General features: G+C 53.9%; 24 protein-coding genes. 17 read left to right on the forward strand and 7 right to left on the reverse strand.

The features are described 5' to 3' along the window. From ACR0P9_RS01110 to ACR0P9_RS01155, 10 genes are all read left to right on the forward strand, one after another. On the forward strand, window positions 1–951 hold a 951-nt coding region (locus tag ACR0P9_RS01110), incomplete at its 5' end, for a cobyrinate a,c-diamide synthase (RefSeq protein ID WP_432617005.1). Further along, a complete protein-coding gene (gene cobT / locus ACR0P9_RS01115; protein ID WP_432617006.1) occupies window positions 948–2,006 on the forward strand; it encodes a nicotinate-nucleotide--dimethylbenzimidazole phosphoribosyltransferase in 1,059 nt (352 codons plus the stop codon). The genes ACR0P9_RS01110 and cobT, both read left to right, overlap by 4 nt. Before the next feature lie 6 nt (window positions 2,007–2,012). Then, entirely contained in the window at window positions 2,013–2,546 is a 534-nt protein-coding gene (locus tag ACR0P9_RS01120) for a bifunctional adenosylcobinamide kinase/adenosylcobinamide-phosphate guanylyltransferase (protein ID WP_432617007.1), read from the forward strand. Further along, on the forward strand, window positions 2,543–3,319 hold the full coding sequence (locus ACR0P9_RS01125; protein ID WP_432617008.1) for an adenosylcobinamide-GDP ribazoletransferase: 777 nt from the start codon (window positions 2,543–2,545) through the stop codon (window positions 3,317–3,319). Before ACR0P9_RS01120 ends, ACR0P9_RS01125 begins: the two co-directional genes overlap by 4 nt. Before the next feature lie 13 nt (window positions 3,320–3,332). Then, window positions 3,333–3,656 carry a bifunctional adenosylcobinamide kinase/adenosylcobinamide-phosphate guanylyltransferase gene (locus ACR0P9_RS01130; RefSeq protein WP_432617009.1) on the forward strand — a complete coding sequence of 108 codons (324 nt, stop codon included), beginning with the start codon at window positions 3,333–3,335 and terminating at the stop codon, window positions 3,654–3,656. Further along, window positions 3,653–4,624 carry an adenosylcobinamide-phosphate synthase CbiB gene (gene cbiB / locus ACR0P9_RS01135; RefSeq protein ID WP_432617010.1) on the forward strand — a complete coding sequence of 324 codons (972 nt, stop codon included), beginning with the start codon at window positions 3,653–3,655 and terminating at the stop codon, window positions 4,622–4,624. The genes ACR0P9_RS01130 and cbiB overlap by 4 nt, the downstream gene beginning before the upstream one ends. 1 nt (window position 4,625) lies before the next feature. Continuing rightward, complete coding sequence (gene cobD / locus ACR0P9_RS01140) at window positions 4,626–5,690, forward strand: threonine-phosphate decarboxylase CobD (RefSeq protein WP_432617011.1); 1,065 nt, start codon at window positions 4,626–4,628, stop codon at window positions 5,688–5,690. After that, window positions 5,678–7,180 carry a cobyric acid synthase gene (locus ACR0P9_RS01145; RefSeq protein ID WP_432617012.1) on the forward strand — a complete coding sequence of 501 codons (1,503 nt, stop codon included), beginning with the start codon at window positions 5,678–5,680 and terminating at the stop codon, window positions 7,178–7,180. The genes cobD and ACR0P9_RS01145 overlap by 13 nt, the downstream gene beginning before the upstream one ends. Before the next feature lies 1 nt (window position 7,181). Beyond that, complete coding sequence (locus ACR0P9_RS01150) at window positions 7,182–7,703, forward strand: cob(I)yrinic acid a,c-diamide adenosyltransferase (RefSeq protein WP_432617013.1); 522 nt, start codon at window positions 7,182–7,184, stop codon at window positions 7,701–7,703. 13 nt (window positions 7,704–7,716) lie between these two features. Continuing rightward, on the forward strand, window positions 7,717–8,355 hold the full coding sequence (locus ACR0P9_RS01155) for a precorrin-8X methylmutase (RefSeq protein ID WP_432617014.1): 639 nt from the start codon (window positions 7,717–7,719) through the stop codon (window positions 8,353–8,355). 2 nt (window positions 8,356–8,357) lie between these two features. On the opposite strand, the gene ACR0P9_RS01160 is transcribed toward ACR0P9_RS01155, so the two are convergent. From ACR0P9_RS01160 to ACR0P9_RS01170, 3 genes are read right to left on the reverse strand one after another with little or no spacing between them, the layout of a single operon-like run. Next, the gene (locus tag ACR0P9_RS01160; protein ID WP_432617015.1) at window positions 8,358–8,627 is read right to left on the reverse strand and encodes a hypothetical protein; all 270 of its coding nucleotides are present in this window, start codon (window positions 8,625–8,627) and stop codon (window positions 8,358–8,360) included. A gap of 3 nt (window positions 8,628–8,630) precedes the next feature. Continuing rightward, window positions 8,631–8,930, reverse strand: a complete 300-nt coding sequence (locus ACR0P9_RS01165; RefSeq protein WP_432617016.1) for a hypothetical protein — start codon at window positions 8,928–8,930, stop codon at window positions 8,631–8,633. Between the two features lie 6 nt (window positions 8,931–8,936). Next, window positions 8,937–9,212 (reverse strand): hypothetical protein, encoded by a 276-nt coding sequence (locus ACR0P9_RS01170; RefSeq protein WP_432617017.1) that lies wholly within the window; start codon window positions 9,210–9,212, stop codon window positions 8,937–8,939. A 127-nt stretch (window positions 9,213–9,339) separates the two neighbouring features. Here ACR0P9_RS01170 and ACR0P9_RS01175 point away from each other — a divergent pair, with 127 nt between their 5' ends. Together ACR0P9_RS01175 and ACR0P9_RS01180 are read left to right on the forward strand one after the other, a co-directional pair. Beyond that, window positions 9,340–9,849, forward strand: coding sequence for a metallophosphoesterase family protein (locus tag ACR0P9_RS01175; RefSeq protein ID WP_432617018.1), 510 nt, complete (start codon window positions 9,340–9,342; stop codon window positions 9,847–9,849). A gap of 32 nt (window positions 9,850–9,881) precedes the next feature. Then, window positions 9,882–10,718: a type III pantothenate kinase gene (locus ACR0P9_RS01180; protein WP_432617019.1), complete on the forward strand. Its 837-nt coding sequence runs from the start codon at window positions 9,882–9,884 to the stop codon at window positions 10,716–10,718. Between the two features lie 45 nt (window positions 10,719–10,763). Here ACR0P9_RS01180 and ACR0P9_RS01185 read toward each other — a convergent pair whose 3' ends face one another. Next, window positions 10,764–11,399 carry an endonuclease III domain-containing protein gene (locus ACR0P9_RS01185; protein ID WP_432617028.1) on the reverse strand — a complete coding sequence of 212 codons (636 nt, stop codon included), beginning with the start codon at window positions 11,397–11,399 and terminating at the stop codon, window positions 10,764–10,766. Between the two features lie 259 nt (window positions 11,400–11,658). Here ACR0P9_RS01185 and glyA point away from each other — a divergent pair, with 259 nt between their 5' ends. Further along, entirely contained in the window at window positions 11,659–12,915 is a 1,257-nt protein-coding gene (gene glyA, locus ACR0P9_RS01190) for a serine hydroxymethyltransferase (protein WP_432617020.1), read from the forward strand. Between the two features lie 13 nt (window positions 12,916–12,928). After that, window positions 12,929–14,173 (forward strand): replication-associated recombination protein A, encoded by a 1,245-nt coding sequence (locus ACR0P9_RS01195; protein ID WP_432617021.1) that lies wholly within the window; start codon window positions 12,929–12,931, stop codon window positions 14,171–14,173. A gap of 39 nt (window positions 14,174–14,212) precedes the next feature. Here ACR0P9_RS01195 and mtaB read toward each other — a convergent pair whose 3' ends face one another. Continuing rightward, window positions 14,213–15,499 carry a tRNA (N(6)-L-threonylcarbamoyladenosine(37)-C(2))-methylthiotransferase MtaB gene (gene mtaB, locus ACR0P9_RS01200; RefSeq protein WP_432617022.1) on the reverse strand — a complete coding sequence of 429 codons (1,287 nt, stop codon included), beginning with the start codon at window positions 15,497–15,499 and terminating at the stop codon, window positions 14,213–14,215. Window positions 15,500–15,634: 135 nt separating this feature from the next. Here mtaB and ACR0P9_RS01205 point away from each other — a divergent pair, with 135 nt between their 5' ends. From ACR0P9_RS01205 to ACR0P9_RS01215, 3 genes are all read left to right on the forward strand, one after another. Beyond that, complete coding sequence (locus ACR0P9_RS01205) at window positions 15,635–15,874, forward strand: HPr family phosphocarrier protein (protein WP_432617023.1); 240 nt, start codon at window positions 15,635–15,637, stop codon at window positions 15,872–15,874. Between the two features lie 115 nt (window positions 15,875–15,989). Further along, the gene (locus ACR0P9_RS01210) at window positions 15,990–17,165 is read left to right on the forward strand and encodes a D-alanyl-D-alanine carboxypeptidase family protein (protein ID WP_432617024.1); all 1,176 of its coding nucleotides are present in this window, start codon (window positions 15,990–15,992) and stop codon (window positions 17,163–17,165) included. 104 nt (window positions 17,166–17,269) lie between these two features. Continuing rightward, window positions 17,270–17,680, forward strand: a complete 411-nt coding sequence (locus ACR0P9_RS01215) for a hypothetical protein (RefSeq protein ID WP_432617025.1) — start codon at window positions 17,270–17,272, stop codon at window positions 17,678–17,680. 50 nt (window positions 17,681–17,730) lie between these two features. Here ACR0P9_RS01215 and ACR0P9_RS01220 read toward each other — a convergent pair whose 3' ends face one another. Together ACR0P9_RS01220 and ACR0P9_RS01225 are read right to left on the reverse strand one after the other, a co-directional pair. Next, the gene (locus ACR0P9_RS01220) at window positions 17,731–18,069 is read right to left on the reverse strand and encodes a DUF4363 family protein (RefSeq protein ID WP_432617026.1); all 339 of its coding nucleotides are present in this window, start codon (window positions 18,067–18,069) and stop codon (window positions 17,731–17,733) included. Then, on the reverse strand, window positions 18,066–18,796 hold a 731-nt coding region (locus ACR0P9_RS01225; RefSeq protein WP_432617027.1), incomplete at its 5' end, for a DUF421 domain-containing protein. The genes ACR0P9_RS01220 and ACR0P9_RS01225, both read right to left, overlap by 4 nt.

An 18,796-nucleotide genomic window follows, 5' to 3' on the forward strand; every position in this document is an offset into this window, starting at 1 on the left:
CGCGGCTTTTTGGACTTTGAACAAAACACCATTCGCGGTGTAATACTCAATGGCATTTCGCCGATGATGACGGATTACTATGCGAATATCATCGAACAGAACACCGGTCTGCCTGTTTTCGGCGCGATGCCGACCGATACGACTTGTGCGGTGGAGAGCCGCCATTTGGGCTTGGTTACTGCGGCGGAAATCAAAGATCTCAGACAAAAAATGCAGACGCTCGCACAGCACGCGCGCGATGGCTTGCAGCTGGATGATCTGCTTGCTCTCGCCCAAACCGCGCCGGAGCTGTGTGAGCAGCTGCCGCCGGTTCCGGTTTGCGGGACAGGACTGCGCATCGGTATTGCGCGCGACGAGGCATTTTGTTTCGATTACGCAGACAGCTTAGATGTACTGACGCGCATGGGTGCACAGCTTGTGCTGTTCTCTCCGCTGCACGATGCGCACTTGCCGGAAAAATTGGACGGCTTGTATTTATGCGGCGGGTATCCGGAGCTGTATGCCCAGCAGTTGGGAGCCAATCGCTCTATGCTGGCGGATATTCACGCGGCGATTACCAATCATATGCCGACCATTGCAGAATGCGGCGGCTTTTTGCTGCTGCATCAAACGCTGACCGGTGTGCCGATGGCAAATGTCTGCGGCGGCACAGCGGAGATGGGAAAACGGCTCAAACAGTTTGGATATGTGACGCTGACGGCAAACAAAGATTCGCTGCTGTGCCGCAAGGGCGAAACCCTGACAGCGCATGAATTTCATTATGCGCAGAGCAGCGAGCAGGGCGCGGATTTTTCCGCGAGCAAACCGCTGAGAAACCACGGCTGGCAGTGCATTCATGCGTCGGATACGCTGCACGCAGGGTATCCGCATTTGCATTTTGTGGGCAATATTCCAGCGGCACAACGATTTTTACAGGCATGTCAGACCTATCATCGGGAGGTGAAACGATGACACTAGAACAGGTATTGGAACAGATTCCGCCATTAGATGCAGAGGCGATGGCACGGGCAAAGTATCACTGGGATGCGCTCGCCAAGCCGCTGCATGGATTGGGAGATTTAGAGGATACACTCGTCAAAATAGCGGGCATTCGCCGCACGCCGGTCATGGATTTGCGCAAGAAGGCAGTGATCGTTCTGTGTGCGGATAACGGCGTAGTAGAAGAAGGCGTTTCCCAAACCGGACAGGATGTCACGCGGATTATCACAGAAAATTTGGGCAAGGGAACGTCCACGGTGTGCCATATGGCACGCGCTGCCGGAGCGGATGTCATTCCAGTGGATATTGGTGTAGCGAGTGAGGTACACAGCCGCGGGGTGCTGCATCGAAAAATCGCGTATGGCACGAAAAACTTTGCCAGACAGCCGGCAATGACCCGTGCACAGGCGGTGCAGGCCATCGGTGTTGGCATAGAGATCGCTTTGCTGTGCCGAGAACAAGGCTATGATGTCATTGCAACCGGCGAAATGGGCATCGGCAATACGACGTCGACGGCGGCAGTCACAGCGGCACTGCTTCATGCGCCGGTAGAACTGGTCACGGGACGCGGTTCGGGACTGACTTCGGAAGGTCTCGTGCGCAAGATTCAAGTGGTCACGCGCGCCTTGGAGCAATGGCAGCCGGATCAGCACGACCCGATTGATATTTTGAGCAAAGTCGGCGGCTATGACTTGTGCGGCCTGACTGGTTTGTTTTTGGGCGGCGCGCTGTGCGGTCTGCCGACAATCATGGATGGCGTCATTTCTGCCGCGGCGGCATTGTGTGCGGTGCGGCTGTGCCCCGCTGTGCGCGATTATCTTATCGCGTCGCATCATACGGCAGAGCCTGCGGGCGTGCTGCTGGAACAGGCGTTAGGCGTAAAGCCGATGATTGATGCCAACATGGCTCTGGGCGAAGGCACCGGCGCCGTACTGCTGTTTGGTATGCTGGATGCGGCAGCTTCGTTGTACACCAATGGCAATACGTTCGATGACAGCCACATCGAAGCGTATCAGCCGCTTTCCTGAGCCGATATGCTGATACTGGTAACAGGAGGCGCCGCCAGCGGAAAATCCGAGCTGGCAGAGCGTATCGTCTGCGAATTGGCAGACGGAAAACCGATGCTGTATGTCGCGGCGATGGAGACAGAGGGCGAAGAGGCACAAAAGCGTATCGCCCGCCATCGGGCACTGCGCGCCGGAAAGGGCTTTACGACGTGGGAACACGCCAAGCGGTTCGACACGATGACGGTGCCGAGCGGCTACACTGCCGCGCTGTTCGAGTGCATGAGCAATGCACTGGCGAATGAAATGTTTTCGCCGGACGGCGCAGGAAATAATTGGAATCATAGCATTATTTCGGGCATTCGCACACTACGAGCGTCTTGTGAGCACGTTGTTGTCGTCAGCAACGATATTTTCACGGATGGCGTGACGTATGACGAATGGACGATGCGGTATTTGCACGCGCTCGGCTGCATGAACCAATATCTTGCCGAACAGGCGGATTGGGTGATTGAGAGTGTGTGCGGCATTCCGATTGTACATAAAAAGAGGGAAAATACATGATAAAAGAACTGTTCGGCGGTCTGCTGGTGGCGTTTGGCTTGTATTCAGCGCTGCCGCTGCCGCAAATCGAATGGAAAGACAACACCATGCGGTACGCACTGAGCTTTTTGCCGCTTATCGGTATTTTGGTCGGCGGCTGCGAATATGGCTGGCTGCTGCTGGCGGGAAAGCTGGCGTTGTCCAGTCTGTTGTATGCGGCGGGAGCGGTATTGATTCCGGTTGTGATTACCGGCGGCATCCATCTGGATGGCTTTGTCGATACCTGTGATGCGCTGTGTTCGTATGGCGATAAAGAAAAGCGGCTGGAAATTTTGAAAGATCCGCATGTCGGTGCTTTTGCGATTTTGTGGATTGGTGTGCTGCTTATGGTTCAGCTCGGCATGTTCGCGCAGGTCTATGAGACTCCGGCGAGTGCAAAACTGCTTTGTCTCGGCTATGCCGGGGCGCGGGCACTGGGCGGCGGCATGATTGTCACCCAGCCATGTGCCAAGAACTCTGGCCTCGCGCATATTTTTGCGGACAGCGCGGATAAAAAGACCGTCAGTCACGTGATGCTCGTGTGGGAATTGGTGCTTGCCGTGCTCACCGTTGTGCTCGCAAAGGGTATCGGTGTGCTGGCAATTGCCGCATATGCCGGCTTTTATTGCTTCCACATTCGCATGTGCCGCCGAAACTTTGGCGGCATTACCGGAGATTTGTGCGGCATGTGCATCACGGTATGCGAGACACTGATGCTGCTGTGTGTGGTGATCGGCGGCATTATCTTGCGGTGAGAAAGGAAATAGCATGACAATACTCATTATCGGCGGTGCGGCGCAGGGCAAGACCGCTTTTGCGCGCACGCTTTCGCCGGAACAAGACATCGTAGACGATTTGCATGTGCGCGTCCAGCAGGCGATGCGAGACAAAACACCGCTGCCCAACGCATCGGATTTTGTCGGCAAGACCGTTGTGTGTCAGGAAGTCGGCGGTGGTGTCGTTCCGATTGACGTGTTTGAACGGGAATGGCGCGAATATACCGGCAGATTGTGTTGTGATATAGCGGCACAGGCAGATCGGGTGTACCGTGTCTACTGCGGTATCGCCACCTGTATCAAGGGGGAAGCATGAACGTAGCAGCAGCCGTTTTTCTCGGCTTTTTACTCGATTGTGTGCTCGGCGATCCGGAACAATTATGGCATCCGATTATGGGCATTGGTTCCATGATTTCGTTTTGGAGCAAGAAACTGCGGACATGGTTTTCCGATTCTGAGCGTGGCCAGCTGCGGGCAGGTGTTGTCCTGTGGTTTGTCGTTGTGATTCCGTCTTGGCTGATTCCAGCGGCAATTTTGTATGCGGCAGGCTGGATTCACCCCGTACTGGCGTTTATTCTTGAAACGGTATTTTGCTGGCAGATTTTTGCGGCAAAGTCGCTCAAACAGGCGGCACTGCGCGTGTATTGTGCACTGCAAAAAAAAGACTTGCAGGAAGCGCGGAAGTATGTCTCGTGGATTGTCGGACGCGATACCGCGCATTTGGACGCAGCACAGGTGACGAAAGCAACGGTAGAGACCGTGGCGGAGAATACCAGCGATGGTGTCATTGCACCGCTCGTCTTTTTGCTTATCGGCGGCGCGCCGCTCGGCTTTGCGTATAAAGCCGTCAATACACTGGACTCAATGGTGGGCTATAAAAATGAGGAGTTTTTGTATTTCGGCCGCTTCTCTGCCAAGATGGATGATGTGTGGAATTTTATTCCGGCTCGGCTGAGCGGATTGCTGTTTGTGTTGTGTGCCAAACCGGCGAGATTGGATGCAAGAGGTGCATGGAAATGCTTTAGACGCGACCGCTTGCAGCACGCCAGCCCGAATTCTGCGCAGACGGAATCTGCGTGCGCCGGTGCACTCGGTGTACAGCTCGCGGGAAACGCCTATTATTTTGGAACACTGTATGAGAAACCGACACTGGGTGATGCCAATCGTCCGATTGAACCGGAGGACATTGTGCGCACCAATCGCCTGATGTATTGGACATCGACAGTTGCGGTGTGTGTCCTGTGTGCGGTTCGATGGACAATCATGTGGAAACTGGGGTGGTAATATGAAGCACATACATGGCGGGGATATTTACGCCGAAGCATGGAAGGAAGAGCCGTTGGATTTTTCGGCCAATATCAATCCGTTCGGCATACCGGACAGCGTGCGTCAGGCGGCGCAGCAGGCGATTTCTGGTTGTCTGCACTATCCGGATCCGTTTTGCCGCGCCTTACGGCGGGCTATCGCGCAGCGCGATACTGTGCCAGCGGAGCAGATTTTCTGCGGAAACGGTGCCGCCGATGTGCTGTACCGCCTCATGCTGACGCTTCGCCCGAAGAAAATCCTGTTGCCCGCGCCGACGTTTGCGGAGTATGAAGAGGCGGCACAGCTCGTGGGCAGTGAGATCGTGCGCATTTCGCTGGGTGAGGAGTTAACGATAACACCGGCGCATTGGGACGCGGTGACACAAGATGTCGATTTGGTCGTGCTGTGCAACCCGAACAATCCCACGGGATTGCTCACACCGAAATGGCTGGTGAAGAAAGGAATGGAACGCTGCGCCGCGGTCGGCGCACGGCTGCTTGTCGATGAGTGCTTCCATGATTTTCTTTGCGAGCCGGAAACCAGCAGCATGGCGGATCAGCTCCACGACAACAAGCATCTGATTTTGTTGCGGTCGTTTACTAAGATGTACGCGATGCCGGGCATTCGATTGGGCTATTGCTTGTCGTCCGATCAAGATTTGATAGACAAATTGTATGAAGCTGGTGCGCCGTGGTCGGTATCCGTCATTGCCCAGGCGTGCGGCATGGCGGCGGCACAAGATGTCGATTTTCCGCAAAAAACACGCGAGTATGTCGCCCAGCAGCGAGCGATACTCAAACGCGGCTTGGAAGAGTTGGGCATGTATGTCGTAGACGGACAAGTAAATTATCTGCTGTTTCGCAGCACAGAGATGCCGGATTTACAGCAGCGGCTGCATGACCGCGGGATTTTAATCCGCTCGTGTGCCAATTATCATGGATTGGATGACACGTGGTTTCGTGTTGCTGTGCGCAACGAGATGGAAAATTTTGTTCTGCTGCACACCTTGCGGCAGCTAAAGGAGGAATCGGCATGGCAAAGGTAATCATGGTACAGGGAACAACATCCAATGCGGGCAAGAGCCTGACGGTGGCAGCTCTGTGCCGCATTTTTCGGCAGGATGGACTCAAGGCGGCACCGTTTAAGTCACAGAATATGGCGCTCAATTCGTTTATCACAGCGGATGGAGCAGAAATGGGACGGGCGCAGGTCATGCAGGCGGAAGCTGCAGGTATTGAACCGGATGTGCGCATGAATCCGATTTTGCTCAAGCCGACCAGCGACTGCGGCTCCCAGATCATCGTCAATGGTGTGGCGCGCGGCACGATGGCGGCAAAGGACTATTACCCGTACAAAAAGAAGCTGATTCCGGATATTTTGCAGGCATATCACAGCTTGGCGGAAGAATATGATGTCATTGTTATCGAGGGCGCCGGTTCTCCGGCGGAAATCAATCTGCGCGAAAATGACATTGTGAATATGGGATTGGCAGAAATGGTAGATGCGCCGGTTTTGCTTGTCGGAGACATTGACCGTGGCGGTGTATTCGCTTCGCTGTACGGCACGGTGGCTCTATTGCAGCCGGAAGAACAAAAGCGCATCAAGGGCTTGATTATCAACAAGTTCCGCGGCGATGTAGACATTCTCAAGCCGGGACTGGATATGATGGAGGAAAAGTTGCCGATTCCGTTTGTCGGCGTTGTGCCGTATCTGCATTTGGATATTGACGATGAGGACAGCCTGTCTGAACGTCTGCAATCCAAGCAGACACCGGCAGTGCTGGATATTGCCGTGATTCGTCTGCCGCGCATCTCGAATTTTACGGACTTTGCCCCGCTGGAACGAATGCCGGGCGTATCCGTACGCTATATCACGCGAACCACAGAATTCAAGCAGCCGGATTTATTGCTGCTTCCGGGCAGCAAAAATACAATGGAAGATCTCAAATGGATGCGGCAAAATGGTTTGGAAGCGGCGGTTAAGAAATATGCGGCTTCCGGTATGCCGGTATTTGGCATCTGCGGCGGCTATCAGATGATGGGTCTGACGCTTGCCGACCCGGAGCAGGTCGAGGCAGGCGGAACGATGGACGGTATGGGACTGCTGCCTGTGCACACGACATTTTGCGCCAAGAAAACCACCACGCAGGTGCACGGTGCAATCGGACATCTTACCGGAATCTTTGCCGGTTTGACTGGCGTGCAGATGGACGGTTATGAGATTCATATGGGCGAAACGACCTATGAGCCGGACGCAGACAATTTCTCAGAAATTCAGCGCAATGGCCGCCCGGTGATAGACGGCGCACAGTGCGGCAGCTGTTACGGCACATATGTGCATGGTATTTTTGACCGAGAAGAAGTCAGCCGTAAGCTGATTACCGCGCTGCTGGAAAGCAAAGGCTTGTCCGCAGAGGATGTACAGGCATTTGACGCAGAGACATATAAACAGCAGCAGTATAATCGGCTCGCGGATGCCGTGCGCGAAGCTCTGGATATGGATGCGATTTATCGCATTCTCAATCGGGAGGTGTGAGATGGAGCGCGGACTCGTTCACATTTACTGCGGAGAGGGAAAAGGAAAAACAACGTGTGCGTTTGGTCTCGCGCTGCGCTGTGCGGGAATCGGAGAGCGGGTGCGCATTGCGCAGTTTCTCAAGGGCGGAGACAGCGGTGAAGTGACCGCGATACAGACATTCTCCAATGTTGAGCTTCTCCGCGCCAAGCAGGGAACCAAATTTACGTTTCAGATGAACGCGGAGGAAAAAGCGCAGGCACGACGCGACCACATGCAGCTGCTGCATCGGGCATTTGCCGATGCCCAGCACCTGCGGATGCTGGTTCTCGATGAGATTATGGCGGCGTGTACAACGGGCATGGTGGATGTAGAGGAGCTGGTAACTTTGATACAAGCTCGTCCGCAGTCGCTGGAACTGGTGATGACCGGACGCAATCCACCGCAAAAGCTGCTGGATTTGGCGGATTATATCACAGAGATGAAAAAAATACGGCATCCGTATGACAAGGGAATTGCGGCGCGCCGTGGCATTGAGCGATAGGAGAGAGCGATACATGGATTTTGAAATTATCAAACCGGCAGACATTGAAAAGCGCAGCTTTGCTATCATCACGGAGGAGCTGGGAGACCGCGTTTTTCCGGAGGATATTGGCTTGGTTGTCAAGCGCGTCATTCACACCTCGGCGGATTTTGAGTATGCAGATAATCTGGTCTTTTCGGAAGGCGTTGTGCCGCACGCCTTGCAAGCCATTCAAAACGGCGCGCACATCATCACGGATACCAATATGGTCAAGGCAGGCATCAACAAAAAGACGCTGGCAAAATTCGGCGGAGAAGTACACTGCTTTGTCGCGGATCCGGATGTTGCGGAAGAGGCAAAAAAACGCGGCGTGACGCGCTCCACCGTTTCTATGGAACGCGCCGCCCAATTGGATGTACCGGTGATTTTTGCCATCGGCAATGCACCGACGGCACTGATTGAGCTGGATCGTCTGATGAAAGAGCAGGATTTGAAGCCGGAGCTGATTATCGGTGTGCCGGTGGGCTTCGTCAATGTCGTGGAATCAAAAGAGCTGATTCTTCGCTCCTCTGCACCGCATATCGTTGCGCGCGGCCGCAAGGGCGGCAGCAATGTTGCGGCGGCAATTGTCAATGCGCTGCTGTATCAGCTCGTGCATCGAGAGGGCTTTTGATGCTATAAGCCGATGAGCAGAAAAATACCTGCGAGCAGCAGCAAATCGTGATCGATGCCGTCCTCGTCCTTGAGCAGAAAATATAAAATGAGCACAACGAGCAGAGTGTCTTGCTCAAACAAACGGCTCAGTCCGCCTTCTTTGCCGAATAGATTTCCCAGAGAGGAAAAAATGCTGCTGGATTCCTGCTGCTTGGACGGCGGACACGGCGGTGGCGGAGGAGGCGGCGCATCCGGCGGCGGACAGGTGGTCTGCAAATACTTATTGTACATATCTTAGATCTCCTTTGTGCGGCCGTCCGGCGGAAGAAACTGCCGGGCGGCTGTTTTTGCCATGCGAGCCATAGAAAGGATGCGTTCGGCGTGAGCAATCTGTGCGCAGGTATCTTGGGACAGAAACGGGCGCAGAGCATGTAATAATTCTGCACGAGAATTGGCATGGTGCGGCGGCACAGCGGCATCTGCCGGTTCTTCTGGTGCGGCAGTGCTGCCCAGCAGCTCCGCTGCCATACCGGACAGCTTTTGCATGGCTTCGGGATCCTGCAATACATGGGATAACAGATCAGCGGGTTCCAAGCGGCGTCACCGTCCCATCAGGCGGGCGATTTGCTGGGCGAGCTGGGCACCCTCCGGCGTCTGCATCGTGCGCTGAATGATTTGCTTGGCACCTTCTGTGTCGCCTGCCTGCATGTGCCGCATGGCTTGCTCCAAGCTGGCTCCGTGCTGCTTGAGGATAGTTTGCGCGGCGCGTTGGTTCCGTGGTGCCTGCATATTTGCTTTGAGACGGGCAACCGCTGCGGCATCGCCGGATTGCTGCGAAAATTGCCGAAGCAGTGCCTCCATGTCTTTCTGCTGCATAAAAATACCTCCTGCTGGATTGGGTTCAATGTAGTATACGCACGAGCAGGCGGAATTGTTCTTTGACTTTCTGGAAAAAATAGTGTATAGTCATGGAAGATACTATCAGGCTGCGGGGGAACGAAAGATGAAATTGCTCGTATTTTCCGATTCACATCGTGCCAATATCACGGACATGCTCGCCTTAATCGACGAAGAAAAGCCGGATGCGGTTGTGCATTTGGGAGATCTGGTGAGCGATGTGGAAGACATCCATTTTGTATATCCGGAGCTGCCCGTGTACAATGTGCGCGGCAACAATGACTGGGGTGACGATGAGACGCCGAACAGCATGGTTATCCCGGTGGAACACGTGAGATTGTTCTTGACACATGGACATTTGTATGGCGTGCGGCGCGATACCAAACGGCTTGTCGAGGCAGCGCGAGCAGAAGGCTGCCAAGCGGCTCTGTATGGACACACGCATCGGGCAGAGATCCATCAAGAGGATGGCGTTCTCGTGGCAAATCCGGGCAGCATCAGCAGGCCCTACACGGCGGAACCGCCGTCTTATTTGCGGCTTACGATTCAGGGTGATGCCATAGAATCGGAGCTGGTTTATTTGAAAAATACAAAGAAGAAACGGCTCTGGCTTTGAGCGCGGGAACCGTTGGGAAAGAGGAATGAAATATGTTATTGGCAATTGACGTAGGCAATACCAATACGGTTTTTGGCATTTATAAGGACGAAGAACTGATCGGCAGCTTCCGCCTGTCCACAACGGCGGAGCGCACTTCGGATGAGATCGGTATGCAGATTCACATGTATTATTCGTTCTTAGGCTTGCAGACCAAGGATACCAAGGCGGTTATCGTGGCATCGGTTGTGCCGCCGGTTATGTATACGCTCATCAATGCGATTCGCAAGTACATCGGCGTGCGCCCGATGATTGTCGGCAAGGACGTGGATACCGGTCTGGTAAACCGCTATGACAATCCGCGCGAGGTCGGCATTGATCGTCTGGTCAATGCGGTCTCTGCGATTCAGAAATACGGCGCGCCGCTTATCATCATTGATATTGGCACGGCAACGACATTTGATGTCATTGATGAGACCGGTGCATACTGCGGCGGCGCGATTTTCCCGGGCATCAAGGTTGCGATGGAAGCGCTGTTCCAGAAGGCTTCTAAGCTGCCGCGCGTAGACATTGTGCGGCCGGAGAAGGCCATCGGCACGAATACGGTCATGAGTATGCAGTCGGGTGCTGTGCGCGGCTATGCCGGTGCAATTCAGGGCATTGTACATGAGATGAAGGCGGAGATTCACGGCAATTGCCGCGTGGTTGCTACCGGCGGTATGGGCCGAATGATGGCGGAATACTGCGACACCATCACGGACGTGGACGCCAATTTGACGCTGACCGGCCTGCGGATGATTTACGAGGCAAACAAGGAAAAGTTCGACGCCTTGGAGCCGATTGGCCCGCTGGTTGTCTCAGCGGAAGAAGAACTAGACACACAACTGTAAGTACATAGAAAAAAAGAGGATTGGCTGATGCCAATCCTCTTTTGGTTATTGCTCGCTGCCGGTTTTGCAGATGTCTTTGAGACAGCAGCGCTCGCAGTACGGTTTGCGCGCTGTGCAGACTTCTCTGCCGTGCAGCACGAGCCGATGGCAGAAATCACTGGATTTCTCCGGCGGAATGAGCGGCCGCAGGGCTTTTTCTACTTTTGCCGGCTCTTTGATGCCGTCAACCAGCCCGATGCGGTTGGCGAGGCGAATGCAGTGCGTATCCGTGACAATGGCGGGCTGATGATATAAATCGCCGAGAATCAAATTGGCGGTCTTGCGTCCGACTCCCGGAATTTTGAGCAGCTCCTTCATCGTGCCGGGCACTTTGCCGTTATGTACCTCTAGCAGATAGACTGCGGCGGCGTGAATATCTCGCGCTTTGGAGTTGCCGAGTCCGCACGGGCGGATGATCTGTTCGATCTCTCCCTCTGTTGCGAGAGCAAAAGATTCCAGCGTGGGAAATTTGGCATATAGATCTTTGGTGATAATGTTTACGCGCTTATCTGTACACTGCGCCGACAGACGAGTGGCAAATAACAGTTCATAGTCTTGGGTATATTGCAGCGCACAGATGGCGTCAGGATACTCCTGCTCCAAGCGCTCGACAGCGGCAAGGGCGCGCTGTTCTGGTGTCAGCATGAAATCAGCTCCTTTTGGTGGTTTTGCGTCAAAAAGTATGACGCGCTAAAGTCTCCTGTCATTATAACACAAAAAATGCACAAAAAATCAGGTAAATCTTACAAATTTTGATGCAGGAAGCGGAAAAAATGAAATTTATGAAAAACTGTCTTGCAAAAGATAGGGAATCCTGCTTTAATTAGAATAAACACAAGAAAAAACAGCTGATTGTTTGTGTAATTCATACTGTAATGTCGAACATGGAGGATTTCAGACGATGGCAGAAAAACAGAGAATTGAAGAGAACATTTCTTTTATCACCAGCATGGACCCGGAGCTGGGCGAGGCAGTTCGCAAGGAGTACGACCGTCAGTGCCGCAACATTGAGCTGATCGCATCTGAGAACATTGTATCCCCGACCGTCATGGCTGCTATGGGTACCGTTTTGACCAACAAGTACGCAGAAGGTTATCCGGGCAAGCGTTACTACGGCGGTTGTGAATGTGTTGACATTGCAGAGAATCTGGCAATCGAGCGCGTATGCAAGCTGTTCGGCGCAAAGTATGCGAATGTACAGCCGCACTCCGGTGCACAGGCAAACATGGCAGTGTATCAGGCACTGTGCCAGCCGGGCGACACCGTGCTGGGCATGAGCCTGGACAACGGCGGCCATCTGACCCACGGCTCTCCGGCAAACCAGTCCGGTAAGCTGTACAACATCGTCGCTTACGGCGTAGACGACGATGGCTATATCGACTACGAGGATGTACGCAAGAAGGCTCTGGAGCACAAGCCGAAGATGATTATTGCAGGTGCTTCCGCTTATCCGCGTGCCATTCACTTTGACAAGTTTGCAGAGATCGCTAAGGAAGTTGGCGCGTATCTGTTCGTTGACATGGCACACATTGCCGGTCTGGTTGCAGCAGGCGAGCATCAGAATCCGATGGAGTACGCAGATGTGGTTACCACGACGACCCATAAGACCCTGCGTGGTCCGCGCGGCGGCTGCATTCTGACCAATGATGAGGCACTGGCGAAGAAGCTGAACTCTGCTATCTTCCCGGGCACCCAGGGCGGCCCGCTCATGCACATCATCGCTGCAAAGGCTGTTTGCTTCGGCGAAGCACTCAAGCCGGAATTCAAGGAATATCAGGTACAGATCCGCAAGAACGCACAGGCTCTGGCAGAAGGTCTGACCAAGCGCGGCGTTAAGCTGGTATCCGGCGGCACCGACAACCATCTGATGCTGGTTGACCTGCGCGGCACCGGTATCACCGGTAAGGAGCTGCAGAACCGTCTGGACGCTGTATACATCACCGCAAACAAGAACACCGTACCGAATGAGCCGCTGAGCCCGTTTGTTACCTCTGGTGTTCGTCTGGGCACACCGGCAGTTACCACCCGCGGCTTCAAGGAGCCGGAGATGGACAAGATTGCAGGCTTTATTGCTGACGCAATCTTTGACTTCGACAACAAGGCTGACGCAATCCGCGCTGGCGTCGAAGAGATCTGCAAGCAGTTCCCGCTGTATTAAGAGTTAGAATAACATGAAATTTCAGCCTCTGGCCGACCGTATCCGCCCAACCACACTGGCGGATGTGGTTGGCCAGCCGCATATTCTGGGAAAATCCGGTCTGCTGCGCCGGATTATCGAGAGCGGCAATATTCCAAACATGATTTTTTACGGCCCGTCCGGTGTGGGAAAAACGACGGTTGCCTCGATTATTGCAGCACAGACCGAGCGCAAGCTGTATCGACTCAATGCGACCACAGCATCCATCGCTGACATCAAAAAGATTTTTGATGAGCTGGGCACGCTGATGGCACCCAATGGCGCGTTGATTTATCTGGATGAGATTCAATATTTTAACAAGAAACAGCAGCAGTCTCTGTTGGAATTCATTGAGGACGGGCGCATCACGCTCATTGCATCGACGACGGAAAATCCGTATTTTTACGTCTTTCATGCGATTTTGAGCCGAAGCACGGTGTTTGAATTCAAGCCCATTGAAGCGGCAGACATTCAGCCCGCCGTGCGCAGAGCCTTTGCGCTGGCGGATGATTCGCTGTCGGTGCCGGAAGAAGTCTGTGCGTATATTGCGACGGCGTGCGGCGGCGATGTGCGAAAAGCCATCAATGCTGTTGAGCTGCTCGCGCAGGCGGCGCAAAACAAAACCGTGACCATGGAGGACGCACAGCAGGCGGCACAGCGTTCCAGTATGCGCTATGACCGCGACGGCGACCAGCACTATGATATTTTGTCTGGTCTGCAAAAGTCTATTCGCGGCTCTGATCCGGATGCCGCTGTCCATTATCTGGCGCGATTGCTGGAATCCGGGGATTTGATTTCTGCTTGCCGCAGACTCATGGTCATTGCGGCGGAGGATATTGGTTTGGCGTATCCGCAGGCTCTGCCGGTTGTCAAAGCGTGTGTGGATATGGCCAATCAGCTCGGTTTGCCGGAAGCACGTATTCCGCTGGCAGACGCGGCTATTTTGCTGGCGACGGCACCGAAATCCAACAGCGGTATTGAAGCGATTGACGCGGCGATGGCGGATGTTCGCGCGGGAAAATCCGGCGATGTCCCTGCACATTTGAAAGACTGTCATTATTCCGGTGCCAAGAAGTTGGGACGCGGCTTGACCTATCAGTATCCGCACAGCTATCCCAATCACTGGGTGCAGCAGCAATATCTGCCGGATACCATCAAAGACGCACAGTATTATGTCTATGGAGACAACAAGCTGGAGCAGCGGGCAAAAGCCTATTGGGACAACATCAAGAATAAATAAGAAATGGGAAGCGCGAGGCTTCCCATTTTTGCTGTCTGCTTATACTTTTTCTGCCGTCATACCGTTTTTGGCGATGCCGGTTAGCTTGACCTGACAAATATCACCCTGTTTTCCGGTATTCGGCGGGAGCTGAACGGAAAAATGCCACGTGCCGTGGGCGGGCTGCGCGTCTTTTCTGCCGTGCTCTAAGATGACAGAGGTTGTCTTGCCGATAAACGGTGTGAGAAAATCCCAAGACAGCTGTGCCGCCAAATCGCGCACAATATTAGCGCGCTGGGCGCGAATGTGCGGCGGAACGGCGTTCGGCATAGAAGCCGCTGGCGTGCCGCTGCGCTCAGAATACGGAAAGACATGAATGGACGCGAAGGCACAGGTTCTGAGAAATTCTAGTGTCTGTGCAAATTCCTGTTCGGTTTCTCCGGGAAAGCCGGTGATGACATCGGTTGTGATAGAACAATCCGGGAAAGCGGCGCGGAGCCGCTCGACAACGGCGAGAAACTGGGCAGTGGTATAGCGGCGATGCATCCGCCGCAGCGTTGCATCACAGCCGGATTGCAGCGACAGATGAAAGTGCTGCGCGAGATTGGAAAAGCCCTTGAGCCGTTCGCAAAAAGCATCCGTAATGAAACGCGGTTCCAATGAGCCGAGACGGAAGCGTACATCCGGTGCCGCCGCACAGAATTGTTCCATTAGGTCGATGAGATTCGGCTTGTCCGGCAAATCGCGGCCATAGCTGGCGATTTCAATGCCGGTCACAACGATTTCTTTGACGCCGGATGCAGCGAGTTGCTGCGCCTGCTTGACAGCGTCTGCCAGCGGCAGAGAGCGCACATGTCCGCGGGCATACGGAATGATGCAGTAGGTACAATAATTGTCGCAGCCGTCCTGTACCTTGAGTAAGGCACGGGTGTGTCCGGGCAGAATACCGGCGGGAAGCTCTTCAAATGCCTGACGCTCTCGATTGTCCGTGACCGTACAAACGGATTTTCGGTCGTGCACCGCTTGCTCGCATAAATCCAGCACAGCCGCGCGGTCAGAGGTGCCGCAGACGATGTGCACGCCGTCAATGGCAGATGCCTGTTCCGGCTCCGTCTGCGCGAAGCAGCCGCACAGGGCGACGATAGCATGGGGGTTTTCTTTTTGCAGTTTATGCAGAACGCGCAGGGTTTTGTGGTCGCCGGACGACGTGACGGTACAAGTGTTGATGATACAGACATCTGCCTGTGTATCCGCGAGAACGTGGCCGCGCTGCTGAGCGAGCTGGGCGAGTGCCTGCGTTTCAAATTGATTGACCTTGCAGCCAAGTGTTGCAAAGCAAAATTTCATAGTTGTTCCTCCGATGACGGCGTGCCGTCAAAATGTAAAAATCGTGTGAATTTTTCGTTAAAATTATAGAAACAATTCACAAAGGACATTATAATAAATTTTACAGAGAGTTACAACTGCGGGAGAGGAGAAAAAATGGTTAAACTACAGATTAAGCTCAGCAAACCTGACGATTTGACGCTGCTCAACAATGCGGCCTCTGCGATGCCGTTCGACATTGACCTTTCGTCAGGCTGGTACGTTGCAGACGCAAAATCATTGGTAGGACTGTTTGGACTGGAGATTTCTGAGCCGATTGGCGTTAAGATGTACACGGATCAGAAGCAAGCGCAGCCGTTCATTGAAAAGATCGGCAAGATGATTATTTCTCACTAAAACCGAATCCGCGAGACCGTCCGCTTGTCGGGCGGTCTTTGACTTGGTATGCTGTCCCTGTTTTCTGCATAGAGTATGTAGAAAACAGGTTTTTCTTTTTTGGGGGAGGAAGCGGATGAGAAAGCATATCCTAGCCGCTGTTTTGGGTATACTCTGTGCGGCGGCGGTCTCGGTGTCCGCCTCAGCGGCACAATTGGGAGAGGTACACGCGAAAGGCGCGATTTTGATGACGGATGCCGGGCAAGTGCTGTTTGAGCAGAATGCCGATGCCGTGCACCCGCCGGCATCCGTGACAAAAATCATGACCATGCTGTTGACGATGGAAGCTGTGGACAGCGGCAGTGCCTCGCTGGATGATTTGGTGACCGCTTCCGCTCATGCGGCGGAGATGGGCGGCTCACAGATTTATCTCAAAGAGGGCGAGCAGATGACACTGGATGACATGCTCAAATCGATTGCAGTTGCGTCTGCGAATGACGCGGCAGTCGCTGTGGCGGAGCACTTGGGCGGCAGTGAGTCGCATTTTGTCTCCATGATGAATGAACGCGCCAAACAGCTCGGCTGCAAGGGAACGGAATTTGTCAATCCAAACGGTTTGGACACGGATGGAGAGCAGACCAAGACAACCGCGCGGGATCTGGCGTTGATTTCCCAAGAGCTGCTCAAGCATCCCAAGATTTTGACGTATACATCGATTTGGATGGACTCTGTGCGAAATGGTTCGTTTGGACTGGCGAATACCAATAAGATGCTCAAGCTGTACGATGGCATGGTAGGTCTCAAGACCGGATATACGAGTACGGCGGGATACTGCATTTCTGCTGTGGCGCAGCGAGAGGGAATGCGGCTGATTGCGGTCGTGCTCGGAGAGCCGGATAAGCAGTCACGCAATCAAGACATTGCGGCGATGTTAAATTATGGATTTGCCGGATATGCCGTTGTGCCGATTTTAGATCAAGAAACCTTGCCGATTGTCCCAGTCGAGCTGGGAACACGGGACAGTGTATCGGTGGAATTGGAAGATGATACCCCGCTGCTCATGACTAAAGCGGAGGCGGGCAATGTCAAACGGGAGATACGCTGCACGGAACAAGCGCAGGCACCCATTGAGAAGGGCGATCCGATGGGAGAGATTCTCTTGACCGGAAGCGATGGAGAGATCACGCGGCGCACGTTGGTTGCGGCGGAGGATGCCGACAGAAAGAGCACCGCGGATATTTTTCGGGAATTACTGGAATATCTGCTCATGAAAAAACGACTGCTGACCGTTCATTTTTTGACCAGTATGTAAAAATTCACAAAGAACTGTTTTTTTTCTTGTGAAAATCCGTTGTGTTTTTTTACAATTTATGATACCATAATATCAACCTCATAGTAGATTGGGAGGAAAACAAAATGGTTAAATTAATTATGGCAGCTGCTGGAAGCGGCAAGACAAAGGACATTATCAATCAGGTAAATGAGTCTGCGGCTAACGAGCCGGGTTCCGTTGTTTGCATCGCAAAGGGCAATCAGCTGAACTTTGACATTTCTCATCAGGCACGCCTGATCGACGTGATGGACTACAGCGTAACCGACTACGCATCCCTGCTGGGCTTCGTAGCTGGTATCCATGCTGGCAACTACGACATCACCAAGATCTACATCGACAGCCTGTACAAGGTTGCTTGTGATGACAAGCCGGAGGATGCTGACAAGTTCCTGCTGGCTCTGGATGAGTTCTCTTCCAAGCACAATGTAGAGTTTACCGTTGCCCTGTCCGGTGACGCAAGCACTGCAAGCGAGACCATGAAGAAGTACCTGTAAGATGGTATGACGATAAAATCCCGTCGGTTTTCCGGCGGGATTTTTTCTGTCTACCGGAGGGCGGCTACTGCCTGCTGTAATTCCGCGAGAGACACCTGCATCTCTATAGCATCACCGCGCTGCGCGGCAGCCTGAGAACGAGCCAGCCCCGCGCGAACAGGATCGAGCAGCTGTCGGTTCATCACAGCGCATAAATACCGCTCTTGCCCGCTGTATTGCGCCTGTGCCGCGGCAAGATAGCCTTGCGCCTGTGTGAGATCGTCACAGCGCACGGCTTGCGTCAGCGGTGCAGAAACCAGCGCAATCGCGCGGGAAACGGCATATCGGTTGTACAAACAGCCGGATAAGACAAGAATCAGCAGCACGGCGGCTGTCCAGATGCGTTTCATCGCTGCGCCTCCTGTTTTTGCAGAAATAGATTGCCGCAGTCGTCCAGCGTCATGAGAAAAACGTCTGCCGGAGAGGCAACGCCGTGGGCGCGGCACTCGTGCAGCAGCCAAGTCTCGTCTTTGCCGAGCTGCTGCAAAATGCCGCGGCGGATTTTGCCTTCGGATACGAGCACGCGAGCCATGCCGGTGTCTTTGGGATGCTGATGGATGTCGGACGGCGTGAGGGGCTGCTTGTCTGCATACAGCAGCACACTGAGCTGTCCATTGGTCTCGATGATGCCGCAGCGCACATCGGACACGAGAGAGACTCCCGCCATGCGCAGACCGTCTAAGATGTCCTCCGGTGACAGGCGAAGCAGACGCAGCATATCGGGATCAAATTTTCCGTCTCGAATGACCATACAGGGGTTGCCGCACAGCAGGCGGCGGACGCGGATACTTTTTCGGCAGAGACCGGAGAGGAGCACTTCCACGGCGAGCAGCGTGACAAGAGGGACGATGCCGCCGAGCAGCGGGATGGCGGTGTCCTGTAGAGGAATGGAGGCGAGCTCGGAAACCAGAATGGTAACGGCAAATTCCGAGGTGGACAGTTCACCGAGCTGTCGTTTTCCGGTAAACCGCAGACCGCCAATGACTGCGGCGTAGACAAGCAGTGTGCGCGCGAACAGCAGAAACAGGAAAACCACCTCCCGAAGATTTGTTTTTAGCTTTCGCCGGTTTTGGGCAA

It is taken from the genome of Butyricicoccus sp., assembly GCF_050872565.1.
Lineage (GTDB): Bacteria > Bacillota > Clostridia > Oscillospirales > Butyricicoccaceae > Butyricicoccus_A.